Origin of the sequence: Humibacter ginsenosidimutans, from assembly GCF_007859675.1 — a bacterium.
GTDB classification, from domain to species: domain Bacteria; phylum Actinomycetota; class Actinomycetes; order Actinomycetales; family Microbacteriaceae; genus Humibacter; species Humibacter ginsenosidimutans.
Genome location: NZ_CP042305.1, coordinates 3,212,367 through 3,227,223, shown reverse-complemented (window position 1 = coordinate 3,227,223; position 14,857 = coordinate 3,212,367). Strand labels below are relative to the sequence as shown.

Below are 14,857 nucleotides of genomic sequence, written 5' to 3'. Positions count from 1 at the left end.
GGCCGGTGAGCAGGGCCTGCTTGGATGGAGCACGTGCTGCGCACCATGTTCAAGTCGAAGATCCACCGTGCCGTCGTCACCCACGCCGATCTCCACTACGTCGGGTCGCTCACGGTCGACCTCGATCTGATGGATGCCGCCGACCTGCTGCCCGGTGAGCAGGTCGCCATCGTCGATGTGACCAACGGCGCCCGTCTCGAGACGTATCTCATTCCGGGCGAACGCGGCAGTGGCGTCATCGGGGTCAACGGCGCTGCCGCGCACCTGGTCGATGTGGGCGACACGGTCATCGTCATCTCGTACGCCCAGTTCGATGACGCGGAGGCGCGCGCCTTCGTGCCGCGGGTCGTGCACGTCGACGCGGGCAACGGCATCCTCGCTCTGGGCAGCGACCCGGCCGAGGCCGTCACGCCTGGAGTGCAGCGACCGTCGCACGCCCTCTGAGGCTCAGCCCGCGACGGGAGCGGGAATGCGGAACAGCGCGACGGCATAGCATCCGATCGCCGCTGCGGCGCCCAGCGCCATGATCAGCAGCGACACGACGCCGTAGCCCGCGACCAGGGATGAGCCCGCTCCCCAGGCGGCGAGCATGCACAGCGCGGCTGCGATCGTCAGGCCGATGAGCCCGCCGCCGCGAAGGCGGATCGCCCGGATGACCGCGGTGACGCCATTGGCGATCAGCAACGTTCCCACGATCGCATGAAGCGTCAGCAGCACCGGCCCATCGACGACGGACGCCCAGAACGCACCGAAGACGGAGAGGCCGTCGTCGGACGCGGGAGCTCTGCCGTAGAGCTGGGTGAGCACGCCCAGTGCGTACTCGGTCAGCAGCATGAGGATGCCGGCGAGCAGCGTTCCGCGCATGCCCGCGAGGCTCTTCTCGTTCATCGGGATGCCCTGGGCGTGCGACGCTCGACGTCGTGCCGATTGCGGGGCAGCAGGAAGCCCATGGCTGCGAGCCAGGCCAGACCGAGGAACCGGACGATCGGCAGCAGCACGTCGAGCCCGTCCCAGAGCAGCGCGAGAAAGGCGATCTCGCCGAGTGCGCCGAGCACGAGGCCCGCCCAGGCGAGCCAGCGCGGCACGAGGCGCAGAATGACGGCAGGCACGGCGATGCCCGCGATGAGCAGCCCCAGCCCGCAGACGAACCCCACTCCGCCGAGCACGAACGCGACCTCGCGCACGAGACGGGACACCGCTGGCGAGAGGCCGTCGACGCGCGATTGCGCCCAGCCGAGCAGTCCCGAGACACCGAGCATCACGGAGGCGGAGATGCCGCCGAAGAAACTGATGCCGGGCCCCGGAACACGGATGCCCAACCGCAGCTGGCGCGCATAGATCGTCGCCGCGTAGATGCCGAGCGGAATGGACGCCGCGAACGCGAAGAATCCGGTCCAGAACGCGGAGCCGGCAGCGTAGGCCACGACCGAGGCGATCGTGAAAACGAGGACGATCAGAGCCAGCACCCCCGCCGGCGGGCCATCGGGGCGACGGATCGGTGTGTCGCCGTGCGCTTGATCAGTCATGTCTGTAATTGTTCTCCTCATGAATCATCCTGTCAATGCAGTATTCTGAAGGCATGCCAGCCGCCGAACGTCCCGCACGGATCGGCTTTCTGCTCTCGCAGCTCGGAACACGCTCGGCCGAGGTGTTCGCCGAGCAGGTGCGTGCGCTCGGTGTCACGCCGTCAGAGGCGGGCGTCGTGCGCATCATCGGGCGCGGGCCGGCCATCACGCAGCGCGAACTCGCCGATCGGCTCGGCACGGCGCCGAGCCGGGTCGTCGCGCTCGTCGACGGGCTCGAGCGCAAAGGACTCGCGCAGAGAACGCGAGGTGAGACCGATCGCCGCGCACAGCACCTCGGCCTCACCGAGTCAGGCCGCGCGCTCCTCGACGAGCTGCGCAAGGCGGCAGAGGCACAGGAGGCGACGATCGCCAAGGGGCTCAGCGCCGAGCAGCGCGGCGAGCTCCACGTGCTTCTGACAGCCCTGGCCGCGAGCCTCGGTCTCGACGTCGACGTGCATCCGGGATATCGGCATGGGACACCCGACGGGCCGCACTCGGAGTCACGGGACCGACTCAAGAGCTGATCACCGATTCGCGGCCGGTTCCAGAAGGCAGTGGGACAGCCGCTTGCTTAATCGATAAAACACCCGCTAAGTTAATCGATAAAGCACTGGAGGCACGATGGCGAAGAAGCCCGATGGACACGCGTCGGTCACCCTGAAAGACGTCGCGTCCCGCGTCGGAGTCACGACGGCGGCCGCCTCTATGGCCCTTTCAGGCCACGAGCGCATCAGCGAGAAGACACGGGACGCGGTCCGCAAAGCCGCTGACGAGCTCGGCTATGTGCCCAGCTCCGCCGGCCGAGCCCTTCGCAAGCAGCGTGCCGGCGCCATCGCCGTCGTCGTGCCGAACACGTCGCAGCACGTGTTCGGTCACCTCTACTTCATGCATGTGCTCACGGGCGTCGCCTCCGCCGCCAACGAACACGACTCTCAGCTCATCGTCTCGACCAATCCCGATGAGGCGCACGGCGTTGTGGCCTACGAGCGGGTCATGCGATCGCGCACGGCCGACGGTGCGATCGTCACGAGCTCCGCGATCGACGATCCCAACATCGAAGCGCTCGTCAAGACCGGACTGCCGGTCGTTCTGATCGGAAATTTCCCATATCTGCCGGACGCCGTGAGCGTGGGGATCGACGACGTGCGCGCCACCGAAGCCATCACCGAGCATCTGATCGACGTGCATGGAGTCACCGCGCCCGTACACGTCACAGGAACGCTCGATCACCAGACCGGTGTCGATCGTCGTGAAGGCTTTCTTCGGGCGGTGCGCGCCCACGGTCTCGACGAGACGTCCCACATCATCGAGGGCGACCTCAGCGAAGCATCCGGCGCGGCGGCGGTGGAGCAGTTGCTCGCCGACGGCATCCGCTTCGACGGCATCGTGTTCGCCAACGACGACATGGCCCTCGGCGGCTCGCGCGTGCTGCGGAGCCGCGGCATCCGGGTCCCCGACGACGTTGCCATCGTCGGCTTCGACGACTTCGGTCTCGCCCGCGTGGCGACCCCCGCGCTCACCACCGTGAGAGTGCCGGCCGAACAGATGTCGAGGTTCGCCGCAGAACAACTCTTCCGACTCATCGACGGGTCGGCACAAGGCCCCACCCACCACGAGCTCGACGTCGAGCTCGTTCTCCGCGCGTCATGCGGGTGCGAGCACGACGACACAGAGCACGTGATCCCCTTGCGCGGTGAGAAGCCGCACGGCAATGACATGCAAAGGAGCATTTCGCAATGAAGAGAAAGATCGCAGCAGTCGTGGCTGCGGGGGCGATCGCAGCACTTGGACTGTCCGGGTGCTCGTCGTCGGGGACCGACGGGGGCAGCAATGCCAAGGTCACGCTGACGCTGTGGACGGGATTCACCGGTGGCGACCGGCCCGGATACGCGCAGATCGTGAGCGACTTCAACGCCTCGCACCCGAACATCCAGGTCAAGATGACCGTCGAGCCCTGGGACACCATCCAGCAGAAGCTGCCGTCGGCGTGGCTCACCGGCCAGGGACCCGATCTCGCGACCCCGTCGAGCGACCCGAACGCGGTGGCGGACTACGTCAAGAAGAACCAGGTTCTGGCGATCACGAACACCGGATCGGGCGACACCAAGATCAACATCGACAAGCTCGCACCGGGCACGGCGGCCGAGTTCACCTACAACGGCAAGCTCTACGCGGTGCCTGCGAACTTCGCGACTCTGAGCCTCTACTACAACAAGAAGGCCTTCGCAGCCGCCGGCATCTCTGCACCGCCGACGACAGTCGCCGAGTTCGCCGCAGACGCCAAGAAGCTCACGACGGCGAACCAGTACGGTCTCGTGCTGGCAGACAACCAGACCATTCAGATGTGGCCCATCCTGCAATGGCTCGAGGGTGGAGACATCGTCAACTCCAAGCACTGCAGCGTCGTGCAGACGGATGCCGGTCAGAAGAGTCTGTCGACGTGGAGCGATCTCGTGTCGAAGGACAAGATCAGCCCCGTCGGTCTCACTGGCGCTCAGGCTGATTCGCTGTTCTCGGCTGGCAAGGCCGCGATGGAGATGAACGGTCCGTGGGCGGCACCGGGATACAAGGCTGCCGGCCTCGATCTCGGCATCGCCCCGATCCCGGCCGGTGTCGACGGCAAGTCGGTGACCCTCGGATCGACCGCGGCCCTGGCGATCTCGGCGAAGACCAAGTATCCGCAGCAGGCGCAGGAATTCATGGCGTACTGGACGAGCAAGAAGGTGCAGGAGAAGTTCTCGCTCAAGACCGGCTTCCCTCCACTCCGAACCGACATGACGGATGACGCCAAGCTCAAGGCGGATCCGACCATCTCGGTCTTCGCGGACCAGGTGCCCGACTCGCGCCTCTACCTACCGCACGTTCCCAACGCCACGCAGGTGGATTCGCAGGCGTACACGACACTGATCGGACAGATCACGCGAGGCACGCCCGTGGCCACCGCCACCAAGCAGGCGGCTTCGACGATCAACGGTCTCACCGGCTGCTCGTCATGACATCAGGCATCACCGAGCGGGTCCCGTCGCGCGTGCGCGGCGGGACCCCTCCCGCCCGGAGCCGCGAGAACGACCACGAGCCGCCTCGCGGCACACGAAGCGGCCGGCGTCGACGTTTTCGATGGCAGCCGGCATGGCTGTTCATGGCGCCGAGCTTGCTCATCCTCGGCACGTTCGTGCTGTACCCGATTCTGCGAACGCTCTACTACAGCTTCTTCGACTGGTCGGTCGGCGCTGCGGTGCAGCCTTTCGTCGGTCTCGGCAACTACGTCAAGCTCTTCTCCGATCCGCAGTTCTGGAACGCTCTCGGAGTCACGCTCGAGTTCACGATCGTCTCCGTCGTGCTGCTCATCGCTCTCGGTCTGCTCACGGCGCTCGCACTGCAGTCGGAGGGGCTCGGCACGCGCATCGCCCGTTCGGTGTTCTTCTTCCCGACGATCGTGTCGCTCGCCACGCTCGGACTGGTGTGGAAGTTCCTGCTCGATCCCGATATCGGACTCGTCGGCGGCATCACGAAGGCGCTCGGCCTGCCACCGGTGGCGTGGCTCCAATCGGAGCAGCTGGCCCTGCCCACCCTCATCTTCGTCTCGGTCTGGCGCAGCGTCGGCTTCGCGATGATCCTCTTCGTCGCCGCGCTCAAGGGCGTTCCCGCCGAACGCTATGAGGCGGGCCGCATCGACGGCGCCGGTCAGTTCTCGCTCTTCTGGTACATCACGCTTCCGAGCATCCGACCGACCATGCTGTTCGCGACGATGATGCTGACGATTCAGTCGCTGCAGGTGTTCGACCTGGTCTACGTCATGACCGGCGGCGGTCCCCTCTACCGCACAGACACTCTCGTGAACCTCATCTACCGCGACGGCTTCGTCAACTTCCAGACCGGCTACGCGGCCGCCATCTCGTGGGTGCTCTTCGCGCTCATCATGCTCATCTCGCTCATCCAGCTTCGAATCTTCAGGTACAACGATGTCGATTGACACCACCACGGCTCCGACACGAGCGCATACACGAACCTCACGAGCGGCGCGCTCCGCGGCCCTCACCCTCAAATGGATCTACCTCGGCATCGGATTGGTGCTGGCGCTCGTGCCGTTCATCTGGATGCTGTCGGGCTCCTTTCGCAGCGAGGCCGACCTCTACCAGAACCCCGCCAGCTTGTTCCCGACCAGCATCACCCTGCACGGCTATCTGGGCATCTGGCAGCAACTGCCCTTTCTGCGGCTTCTCTTCAACTCGTTCATCTTCGCCGGCGTGACCACGGCACTCACGGTGCTCTTCGACTCGATGTGCGCGTACGCGTTGGCGCGACTGCGCTTCGTCGGTCGCAACGTGTGTTTCGTTCTGGTGATCGCCACCCTCATGGTGCCGTTCCAGGTCACGCTGATTCCTGTGTTCATCCAGCTGTTCCATCTCGGCTGGCTCAACACCTATCAGGGTCTGATCATCCCGCGTGCCACGAGCGCCTTCGGCATCTTCCTCTTCAGGCAGTTCTTCATGAGCATCCCTGCCGATCTCGACGAGGCCGCTCGGATCGACGGCGCAGGACATTGGCGCATCTACTGGCGGGTGATCATGCCGTTGGCGAAGCCCGCGATCGCGACCGTGGCCATCCTCAACTTCACGAGCCTCTGGAATGACCTCTTGTGGCCGCTCGTCGTCACGAGCTCCAACGACATGCTGACACTGCCGGCCGGACTCACGTTGTTCGGCGGTCAGCACGTGACCGACCACGCCGTTCTGCTCGCCGGTGCGACGATCTCTCTGCTGCCGATCGCCATCGGGTTCTTCTTCGCGCAGAAGTACTTCGTCGCCGGCGTCGCGACGACGGGACTGAAGTGATGCACGGGTTCGGCTGGATTCTCGGCATCGAGGACACGTGCGTGTATCCGCACGCCGGCGCACGCATGCAGCCGCTCGACGAATTCGAGCTGACCGAGCACAACCGCCGCTGGCGCGACGACCTGAAGATGGCGCGTGACCTCGGCGCCGACTCGATTCGATACGGAGCTCAATGGCCGCTCGTGCACACCAGGCCGGGCCGCTTCGAATGGGGAAGACTCGAGGAGCGATTCGACTTCGCGGTCAACGACCTCGGCCTGCAGGTGATCGCCGATCTCGTGCACTACGGCACTCCGACCTGGCTTTCCGGCTCCTTCGCCGATCCGGACTATCCGCAGGTCGTCGCCGACTACGCGGGCTCGTTCGCAGCACGCTTCGCGGGCCTCGTCGACGCGGTCACACCGCTCAACGAACCGGTGACGACGGCCTCGTTCTGCGGATTGCGCGGCGTCTGGCCACCCGCGCTCACCGGGTGGCGCGGATGGACGGCTGTGACGCTGGGCATCGCGCGGGGCATCCAGTCGTCGATCGTCGCCGTTCGTGACGCCAACCCGCACGCGCAGATCGTGCACGTCGAGGCATCCGCGATCTATGAAGCCGACACCGAGGCGCTCAGCGAGCACGCCAGACACCTCGAGTCGATCGGCATGCTTCCCACCGATCTCCTCACCGGTCGCGTCACGCCGCAGCACGACGAGTACGCGTGGCTGATCGAGAACGGTGCCTCCGCCGCGGAGCTGGACGACCTCGTCCGCAACGCGGCGACCTTCGACTACCTCGGGGTGAACTACTACCCCGATCTGACTCCGCGCACGCTGACGGAAACGGGTGGGGCCGTAGAGCAACACGCCACCAATCAGTGGACGAAAGGGCTCGTCGACAGCGTGCGCGGTTTCATTCGACGATACGAGTCGCCTGTCATCGTGACGGAGACGAGCATCGAAGGCTCCGATCGAGTGCGGGGCGACTGGGTGGACGGCTCGATCGACGCCGTGCGCCGGCTGGCTGCCGGCGGTGCGGACGTGCGGGGTTATACCTGGTGGCCGATGTTCGACTTCATCGACTGGTCGTACGCCTCAGGCGGGCGCAACGTCGAGGAGTTCCAGGTCGAGGATCGCGTGGTCGCCGCACGCACCTCCGAGACGTCATCGAAGACGCCGTTCCTGCGGCGTATGGGACTCGTCCGCCTCGAAGAGCAGGTGGACGGCAGCTTGTCACGGGTGCCGACCGCCGCCGCTGAACGCTTCGCCCTCCAGGCGAAGAACTCCACGCCGAGCGGTGCAGCGATGGAGGGCCACTGATGCCGTCCCTCGATCGGACCACCGCGCAGGTGCAGCGGATGCCCCGACTCGACCTTCCGGCGCATCCACGGCCCGTGCGCGATGACTACTTCGCCGACCCGTTCCTGACCCGATTCAACGGGCAGTACTACGCGTACGGAACCACACGACCGCGCGACGGCCACATTCTGACTTTCGAAGCGATCCGTTCGGATGACCTCGTGCACTGGACGTCTCTCGGCCAGGCGCTCACGCCGCTCGACACCGTCTTCGGTGACGCGTATTGGGCTCCGGAGGTCGTGGAACGCGACGGCAGATACTGGATGTACTACTCGGTCGGACGAGGCATCGACCGCCACCACATCCGAGTCGCCGCCGCGGACACGCCGGAAGGCCCCTTCGTCGACTGCGGCGTCGACCTCACCCCGCAGGAGAGCTTCGCGATCGACGCGCACCCGTTTCGCGACGATGACGGACAGTGGTATCTGTTCTTCGCGCGAGATGTGCTCGAAGGTGCGCGGCCGGGCACGCACCTCGCCGTCACACGGCTGCCCGAGCCCACGGTCGTCGGCGCCAAGGCCCGACCGGTTCTGGCCCCGGATGCCGACTGGCAGATCTACGAGCGTGGTCGCGAGATTTATGGTCGGCGCTTCGACTGGCACACCCTGGAGGGGCCGACCGTGACTCGACACGGGTCGGACTACTACCTCTTCTTCTCCGCCGGCTCGTGGGAAGGCGCAGGATACGGGGTCTCGGTGGCGACGGCACCCCATCCGTTCGGACCGTGGAACCATCGTGCGGAATCGGGTGCGAGCTTCATGAGTTCGTCATCGACCCGGCTCGCCGGCCCCGGGCACAATTCGGTGATGCATGGAGAGCGGACGATCTTGACGGCATTCCACGCGTGGAACTCCGAGCGCACCGCACGGCAGATGTACATAGCCCCCGTGCTGTTCGACTGAAGTGCAGGCGCCGCCCATTGAAGTGCTCCTCGGAAGGCAACTCGCGCGGCTCGCCGAAGGTCCGCCCCTATCGCTGACGGCGGCGGCCCATCAAAGCACCGACTCCGATGGAGACCGCACCGGCAAGAAGGAACAGCGCTGCCAGCTCCACGACGAGCGCGTCATCCGAACCGGTGACGGCCAGACCGTCCCCTGAGCCGTGCGACGATCCACCCGGCGCCGGCGAGTGGTGCGTGCTCGAGCCGCCACCCGGGACCGAGGTCGAGCCGCCACCCGGCGTGGTGCCTCCCTCGGCGATCACGACCTGCGCTTGAGCCTGGGCCGTGAAGCCGTACGCATCCGTCCCGGTGACCGTGACCGGGTAGCTGCCCGCGACCGCTCCGCGAACATGCGACAGGTCGATCGCGATCTTCCCGTCGACGTTCAGCGTCGGATTCAGCGCGGCCTGAACTTGCGTCTCACTCAATTTCGCGCCCTGCTCCAAGGTGAAGGTCGCCGTCGACCGCTCCAGCGAGACGGTGATCACAGGCACGACACGCACAGTGACATCCACCGGCTGCGACACCTCGCCGCTGTCCGGGTCCTTGGCCGTGACCGATGCATGGTAGGTGCCCACCGTTCCGAAGTCGACTGCGCTGGCATCGATCGCCAGGATCGCGCCGTCAGGGGCAGAGGATGCTCCGACGGCCTTGAGCAGTGCGCTCGCCTCCGGCTCAGTCCCCTTCTGATACGTCACCGTGGACTTCGCGACGGTCGCGGTCGGTGCCGGCGCCGCGACACCGCCGATCGCGAAGGTCGTGACGACAGCCCGGTGATCACTGGTCCAGGAGTTGCTGAGCACGTTCTTCGCCGAGGGCCATCCGGCGACGAGGGTGTTGGAGCCGAGAACGGTCAGCGGACTTCCCGCGAAGTCGACATAGTCGATGCGGTCCTGCGGCTCGGCACCGCCCGACTTCGCGTTGGTCGTCACGAGCGGCGACCAGGTGTTGCCCGGCGCCTTCGTCGGATCAGGGTTCGCGACGCGGAACGAGTCGGTGAGGCCGGCCGATGTCAGCTGTTCCGGTACCGGCCACGCCGTCGCGCCGACGCCGCAGTGCGCGTCGGCGGTCGCTGCCGTCCAGTCCGCCGCCGAAGGCGACTCGAGATCGCCGAGCAAGATGACGGGCGTCGTGTCGGCGCTCGGCACGTCCTTGGCGATCGCGGCCGCCACGGTCTGCGCCTGGCTGTAGCGCTCCGACGCCTTCTCCGCGGCGATCAGCGCCGCGGCATCCTTCGTGCCGTCCACGCACGCCGTCTCGGGGCCGTAGCCCGCGTCATCCAGTCCGACGCTCCAGACCTTCAGGTCTTGCCCAAGGGCGTGTACGGTCGCGGATGCGGCCGGGTCGGCGCTGACCGCCTTGGCGTCGGCGGCCGCCCCCACAGGGTAAGCGGAGAGGATGGCGGTGCCGCCCTCCCCCCTCGACCGCATGCCAGCCGAGCGCATCGGCGAGCCTGGTCGCGACGGTGCCGTCGTCTTCCTGCAGCCCGATCACCTGGAGTCCGTTGGCGGCGATCACGGCGAGGTCCTTGAAGGTCGAGTCGTTCACATGCGTGCCCGCGTCCCACAGATTCCACGTCGCCGTGGCCAGCTGCGCTGAGGCGTGCTTTCTGATGACTGTCGTCTCCACCTCGATCTGCGAGGTGGTCGTGCCATCCGTCGCTTGCACCGTGATCGACGAGGGGTTGTCGGGAACGTCAGACGGCGCGGTCCCCGAGACCACCCCGTCGCTGCTCACGTGGAGCCAGCCGTCGCCGGAGACCTTCGTGTACGACGTGACCTTTCCGCCGTTCCAGAGACCGGCGACCGACTGGGAGAAGTCCCCGCCCGCCCGCACCTGCGGAGCCCGGAAGGTGTCACTCACGAAGCCCTTGTCGATCGTGGACCCCGAGTCGGAGGCCGTCGTGTTCGGGTTGGTCGCCGCGTAGTCGTTCTGAATCTGGCCGGCGCTGATCGGCGCCGCATAGAAGTCGAAGTCATCGATGTCCGCGTTCACGAACCCGTCGCCGGCGTCGGCGCCCGAGCCGTCGGCACCGACCGCGAACGCGTATCCGCTGACGAGGTTGAACACACTGGTCAGCCCGGTGCTCTGCGCCGTCACGGCGCCGTCCAGATACGTCGTCATCGTTCCGGCCGAGCGGTCGACCACCACGGCGACCTGGTGCCACGAGTCGATCACGGACGTGCTGCTCACCTGCGGCAGGTAGTTCTGCGAGGTCGAGCTGCCGTTCTGCCCGAAGCAGGCACGCAGAATCCCCGGCTGACCCGCCGTGTTGTAGAGGGTGGCGCCCTTGTTGTAGCAGTGCACGAAATCCTGGTTCGAGACGATCGGCGAATCGGAGCTGGAGGATGCCTCCTTCAACCAGAACACGTACGAGAAGCTCGACGCACCATCCGTCTTGCCCGCGATCAGCGGCAGCCGGAAGAAATTGACGCCCTGCTGACTTCCCGCAGGGGAGTTGACATATGCGGAGCGGCCTTCGACACCCGCTTCGAAAGAAGCCGTTCCCGACCAGGTGCCGTCATTGCCATTGCCCGAGCTGTCCCGGACGATGGAGCCGGAGTCGTTGTCGAAGTCGTAGGAGATGATCGGGGCGACCGAGTCCCCCGCTGCACGCAGTCGATTCCATACGGCGTGCAGCGTGACCGTCGAGCCAGCCGTGGTGGAGAGATCGGAAACGCTCTGACCGTCGGTGTACGCCACCGCACCGGACGCGCTCTTCGCCCACCCCACGAATTGATACCCGGTGCGAGTGAAGCCGTTCTTCGTCAGCGCCGTCGCCTCGCCCAGCGTCATCGTCTGCGACGCCGTGCTGCCCCCGGTCGCACCGTTGCCGTCGAACGCGATCGTGTATCCCGTGCTCGCGGGGTTGCTCGCCGCGAAGTCGGCGGCGACCTGGTCTGCCGAGATCGCGGCGTCATAGAAGTTGAAATCGTCGATGGATGCGTCTGTGGCGCCGTCGGCCGCGTCGGTCTCACTGCCGCTGAGTCCGCCGATGTTGAAGGCGAGGCCACTGTTGAACGCGGTCGTGCTCGTGATCGATCCGGCCGGCGACGTCGCCTGCTGCACCCCGTCGACGTAGAAGACGGCCGTGTTCGCCGAACGGTCGACGACGACCGCGACCTGATGCCATTCGCCGACGACGGAGCCCTGGATGTTGTGCACGTACTCGTTGGTCGATCCGCCCGAGGTCTGCCCCCAGCACGCCTCGAGCACGCCGGGGGTCGTCTGGTTGTAGAGCGTCAGACCCTTGTTGTAGCAGTGCGTGAAGTTCTGGTTGCTCACGATCGGGCCGTAGCTCGTGCGTGAGTGCTCCTGCATCCAGAACTCGTAGGAGAAACTCGACGATGCATCCGTCTTGCCCGCGACGAGCGGCAGCTTGACGTAGTTGGCGCCGCCGCTGACGGATGCCGCCTTGCCTGCGATGCCCGACGCGTAGGACGGCGTGCCGACCCAGGTCGCATCGTTGCCGTTGCCGGAGGAATCGACGACCTTCGTGCCCGTGTCGCCGTCGAAGGTGTACGAGGCGACCGGCTTGACGGCATCCTCAGGGGTGGGTGCCGCCGTGGCCGGCGCAGCGATCGCGAGAGCCCCGATCGCGCCTCCGCCGATCACGAGCACGGCGGCGGCGAGCACCGCGAGGATGCGTCGAGCACGACTCGCCAGCAGCACGCGAGAGACGGAACGGAGCACGACCATGGGCTTCTCCAGTTGTCGGGAATTCGGGATGACCGTGACGGCTCAGGCGGCGAGCTGGGCCACGCGTCCGGCGTAGCGGTGCTGCCACCCGGTTCCGGTGTCAGCGGTGATGATCACGTCGTAGTAGCCATCGTCGGTGGGCCACTCGACCGTCGAACTCGCTCCTGGCTTGACCCACAGAGTGCGGTCTCCGCCGTCGTAGTCGTTGGCCGTCAGCGCGAAGTGGACGGGCTGCAGGCCGTCATTGTGGAGAGTGATGGTGACGACGGGGGTGTCGCCTGAGACCAGGTCGACGTCGACCCGCGGAACGCCCGCGTTGTTCTGTCCGGCAGGCAGAACGGTTCCGGCGTGCGACCGCACGAAGCCGTCAGGGCCGTAGATCGAGAACGCATAGCGGCCGTCGTGCGTCGTCGCATCCCAGCTGTAGGTCGCGGGCGCGGCAGCCGAGACGGTGTGCGGGGTGTTCGTGAACGGCAGGTACTTGTCAGGGAACGCCTGCAGGCTCACGGTCTTGCCTGCGGGACCGCCGGAGAGGCTGAGATGAGCCGTCACGGTTCCCGAGTCGCGGTCCTCGACGAACGTGCCGTGCGGGTGGAACGACAGCGGGCGATGCTTCAGTGTGACGCCCTCCCATTTGTCTGCAGGCGGCACTTGGGTCGCGATGGTCCCGCCTGCACGCGCGATCTGCACGAGGGCCTCGGTGTCGGGCAGCGAAGGCGTGTCGACGACCGGGTGTGCGAAGTCCATGGCGCTCGTCAGGTCGCCGCTGATGCCTCGGCGCCAGGGCGTGATCGTGGTGCTCAGCGCTGGCGAGCCGATGGCCGTCGTCCACGTCTCGAGGAACCGGATGATCGAGGTGTGATCGAAGGTCTCGCTGTTCACCCAGCCGCCGCGCGTCCACGGCGAGACGAGGATGCTCGGCACCCGGGCGCCATACCCGATCGGGGTGTTCCCGATGTACTCGCCGGCCGTGCCGGGCTCGGCGTACGGCGGCAGCACGTGATCGAAGTACCCGTCGTTCTCGTCGAACGTCATGATGAGCAGCGTGCTCTTCCACAGGTCGGGGTTGGCCTGCAGCGTCTGGATGACGCGATTGCAGAAGTGCGCGCCGTGCTCGGGATTCGCAGAGGGATGCTCGCACCATCCGTACGGCGCGACGACCCAGGAGACCTCGGGCAGCGGGTACTGCGCGCCGGGCTGGCAGGCCGCGATGAAGTCCTTCAGCACCCCGACGAGGTTCGCGTCGCTGTCATTGTTGGGTGCTCCGGTCGACGCGTACGGAGCTGATCCGGCGCGCCAGATCAGGCCGGTTCCCGGCGCGTTCTTCGTCGCGTCCGCGCGGTTCGCGGCATCCGTCGCCGTCGTGCCCGCGGTGGTGAAGGTGGCGAACCCGCGGATCGGGTTGTCGGTGTAGTCGCCCACCCAGCTGGTGCCGTTGTTGCTGTTGTCGACGTAGATGCGCCACGAGACCCCGGCCTCCTGCAGGGCCTCCGGGTAGGTCTGCCAGTCGCGCAGGCCGGAGGACTCGTCGCCGTTGTCGGCGCTGCCGCCGGACGAGCCGGACCACTGGTACAGCCGGTTCGGCGTCGTCGGCCCCATCACGGACGCGTGCCAGTTGTCGCAGATGGTGTAAGCGCTCGCCAGAGACCACTGCCAGGGGATCTCCTCACCCGTGACGTAGTGCATCGTCGCTGATCCCTTGGCGCCGACCCAGTTGTTGTAGCGGCCGGATGCCCACGCCGAGCTGCCGCCGGCGTACGAGTGATCGAGGCCCGTCGTGGTGCCCGCCACCGTGGTGACGCGGTTCGGCTTGACGAACGACGAGCCGCTGGGCTGCGAGAACACGTCGGTGCCGTCCTGGAACTTCAACGCCTGCTTGTCGTCGAAGCCTCGCACTCCCGGCAGGGCGCCGTAGTAGTGATCGAACGCCCTGTTCTCCTGCATCAGCACGACGACGTGCTTGATGTCGGTGATGTCGCCTTTGAAGCCGGCGGGCAGCACGTACTTGGCCGCGGTCGCGGTCTGCTCCGCGTTCGCGGGCGTCGCCGCGTCGACGACTCCTGCGCCGACGGCGGCGACCCCGCCCAGCAACCCCATGGCCTGGAGCATGCGACGCCGCGAGAGCCCGGAACGCAGGATCTGCTCGGGTACGGTCTGCTCGCGCTCATACGGATCCGGCGTGAACGCTTGCGGCTCGCTGGACATCGATCTCCTTCGGTCGTGCTTCGCGGGGAGAAGCTATCGATGCCGAGGGTGCTGGGTCAAGTGATCGATCACATTGCCTGGTGAATTGAACCTAAATGAACAATTCGATGCGCGATCTCGATGCACGAGCCTGATCGGCACTGACGAATCAATCAGATTTCTGATTCTTTACGTTCACCACCACTCGGTCGCAGAATCCCGAGTGGCGCCAGGACATTCTCTGTCCACGATCAATGTTATCGATGCCAATCTGATGCCGAGAATGCCGCATCC

At 66.3% G+C, this 14,857-nt stretch carries 13 protein-coding genes; 8 read left to right on the top strand and 5 right to left on the bottom strand.

What is annotated here, in order from left to right; all coding sequences use genetic code 11:
* Positions 1-33: 33 nt before the first annotated feature.
* A complete protein-coding gene (gene panD, locus FPZ11_RS14900) occupies positions 34-444 on the top strand; it encodes an aspartate 1-decarboxylase (protein WP_146321923.1) in 411 nt (136 codons plus the stop codon).
* A gap of 3 nt (positions 445-447) precedes the next feature.
* Here panD and FPZ11_RS14895 read toward each other — a convergent pair whose 3' ends face one another.
* Positions 448-888 carry a hypothetical protein gene (locus tag FPZ11_RS14895; RefSeq protein ID WP_146321922.1) on the bottom strand — a complete coding sequence of 147 codons (441 nt, stop codon included), beginning with the start codon at positions 886-888 and terminating at the stop codon, positions 448-450.
* Positions 885-1,526, bottom strand: a complete 642-nt coding sequence (locus FPZ11_RS14890; RefSeq protein WP_146321921.1) for a hypothetical protein — start codon at positions 1,524-1,526, stop codon at positions 885-887. Before FPZ11_RS14890 ends, FPZ11_RS14895 begins: the two co-directional genes overlap by 4 nt.
* A gap of 53 nt (positions 1,527-1,579) precedes the next feature.
* On the opposite strand from FPZ11_RS14890, the gene FPZ11_RS14885 reads away from it, so the two are divergent.
* From FPZ11_RS14885 to FPZ11_RS14855, 7 genes are all read left to right on the top strand, one after another.
* Positions 1,580-2,089: a MarR family winged helix-turn-helix transcriptional regulator gene (locus FPZ11_RS14885; RefSeq protein ID WP_146321920.1), complete on the top strand. Its 510-nt coding sequence runs from the start codon at positions 1,580-1,582 to the stop codon at positions 2,087-2,089.
* 97 nt (positions 2,090-2,186) lie between these two features.
* Positions 2,187-3,305: a LacI family DNA-binding transcriptional regulator gene (locus tag FPZ11_RS14880; RefSeq protein WP_146321919.1), complete on the top strand. Its 1,119-nt coding sequence runs from the start codon at positions 2,187-2,189 to the stop codon at positions 3,303-3,305.
* Positions 3,302-4,561: an ABC transporter substrate-binding protein gene (locus FPZ11_RS14875; RefSeq protein ID WP_146321918.1), complete on the top strand. Its 1,260-nt coding sequence runs from the start codon at positions 3,302-3,304 to the stop codon at positions 4,559-4,561. The genes FPZ11_RS14880 and FPZ11_RS14875 overlap by 4 nt, the downstream gene beginning before the upstream one ends.
* Before the next feature lie 143 nt (positions 4,562-4,704).
* Positions 4,705-5,538 (top strand): carbohydrate ABC transporter permease, encoded by an 834-nt coding sequence (locus FPZ11_RS14870; RefSeq protein ID WP_146321917.1) that lies wholly within the window; start codon positions 4,705-4,707, stop codon positions 5,536-5,538.
* Positions 5,528-6,400 carry a carbohydrate ABC transporter permease gene (locus FPZ11_RS14865; RefSeq protein ID WP_146321916.1) on the top strand — a complete coding sequence of 291 codons (873 nt, stop codon included), beginning with the start codon at positions 5,528-5,530 and terminating at the stop codon, positions 6,398-6,400. The genes FPZ11_RS14870 and FPZ11_RS14865 overlap by 11 nt, the downstream gene beginning before the upstream one ends.
* On the top strand, positions 6,400-7,701 hold the full coding sequence (locus tag FPZ11_RS14860) for a family 1 glycosylhydrolase (RefSeq protein ID WP_246846691.1): 1,302 nt from the start codon (positions 6,400-6,402) through the stop codon (positions 7,699-7,701). Before FPZ11_RS14865 ends, FPZ11_RS14860 begins: the two co-directional genes overlap by 1 nt.
* Entirely contained in the window at positions 7,701-8,642 is a 942-nt protein-coding gene (locus tag FPZ11_RS14855; protein WP_210415883.1) for a glycoside hydrolase family 43 protein, read from the top strand. The genes FPZ11_RS14860 and FPZ11_RS14855 overlap by 1 nt, the downstream gene beginning before the upstream one ends.
* A 67-nt stretch (positions 8,643-8,709) precedes the next feature.
* Here FPZ11_RS14855 and FPZ11_RS14850 read toward each other — a convergent pair whose 3' ends face one another.
* Genes FPZ11_RS14850 through FPZ11_RS14840 form a run of 3 tightly spaced genes read right to left on the bottom strand, consistent with a single transcriptional unit; the run spans position 8,710 to position 14,584 of the window.
* Positions 8,710-10,062, bottom strand: coding sequence for a hypothetical protein (locus tag FPZ11_RS14850; protein ID WP_146321914.1), 1,353 nt, complete (start codon positions 10,060-10,062; stop codon positions 8,710-8,712).
* Positions 9,956-12,379 (bottom strand): LamG-like jellyroll fold domain-containing protein, encoded by a 2,424-nt coding sequence (locus FPZ11_RS14845; RefSeq protein ID WP_146321913.1) that lies wholly within the window; start codon positions 12,377-12,379, stop codon positions 9,956-9,958. Before FPZ11_RS14845 ends, FPZ11_RS14850 begins: the two co-directional genes overlap by 107 nt.
* 42 nt (positions 12,380-12,421) lie before the next feature.
* Complete coding sequence (locus FPZ11_RS14840) at positions 12,422-14,584, bottom strand: alkaline phosphatase family protein (RefSeq protein WP_146321912.1); 2,163 nt, start codon at positions 14,582-14,584, stop codon at positions 12,422-12,424.
* Positions 14,585-14,857: the final 273 nt, after the last annotated feature.

What these genes read in the sequence shown, in the direction of transcription:
- FPZ11_RS14865 (WP_146321916.1), top strand. Translation starts at nt 5,528, where the DNA reads ATGTCGATTGACACCACCACGGCTCCGACACGAGCGCATACACGAACC.
- FPZ11_RS14890 (WP_146321921.1), bottom strand. Translation starts at nt 1,526, where the DNA reads ATGACTGATCAAGCGCACGGCGACACACCGATCCGTCGCCCCGATGGC.
- FPZ11_RS14895 (WP_146321922.1), bottom strand. Translation starts at nt 888, where the DNA reads ATGAACGAGAAGAGCCTCGCGGGCATGCGCGGAACGCTGCTCGCCGGC.
- FPZ11_RS14880 (WP_146321919.1), top strand. Translation starts at nt 2,187, where the DNA reads ATGGCGAAGAAGCCCGATGGACACGCGTCGGTCACCCTGAAAGACGTC.
- FPZ11_RS14840 (WP_146321912.1), bottom strand. Translation starts at nt 14,584, where the DNA reads ATGTCCAGCGAGCCGCAAGCGTTCACGCCGGATCCGTATGAGCGCGAG.
- FPZ11_RS14870 (WP_146321917.1), top strand. Translation starts at nt 4,705, where the DNA reads ATGGCGCCGAGCTTGCTCATCCTCGGCACGTTCGTGCTGTACCCGATT.
- FPZ11_RS14860 (WP_246846691.1), top strand. Translation starts at nt 6,400, where the DNA reads ATGCACGGGTTCGGCTGGATTCTCGGCATCGAGGACACGTGCGTGTAT.
- FPZ11_RS14885 (WP_146321920.1), top strand. Translation starts at nt 1,580, where the DNA reads ATGCCAGCCGCCGAACGTCCCGCACGGATCGGCTTTCTGCTCTCGCAG.
- FPZ11_RS14845 (WP_146321913.1), bottom strand. Translation starts at nt 12,379, where the DNA reads ATGGTCGTGCTCCGTTCCGTCTCTCGCGTGCTGCTGGCGAGTCGTGCT.
- FPZ11_RS14855 (WP_210415883.1), top strand. Translation starts at nt 7,701, where the DNA reads ATGCCGTCCCTCGATCGGACCACCGCGCAGGTGCAGCGGATGCCCCGA.
- FPZ11_RS14875 (WP_146321918.1), top strand. Translation starts at nt 3,302, where the DNA reads ATGAAGAGAAAGATCGCAGCAGTCGTGGCTGCGGGGGCGATCGCAGCA.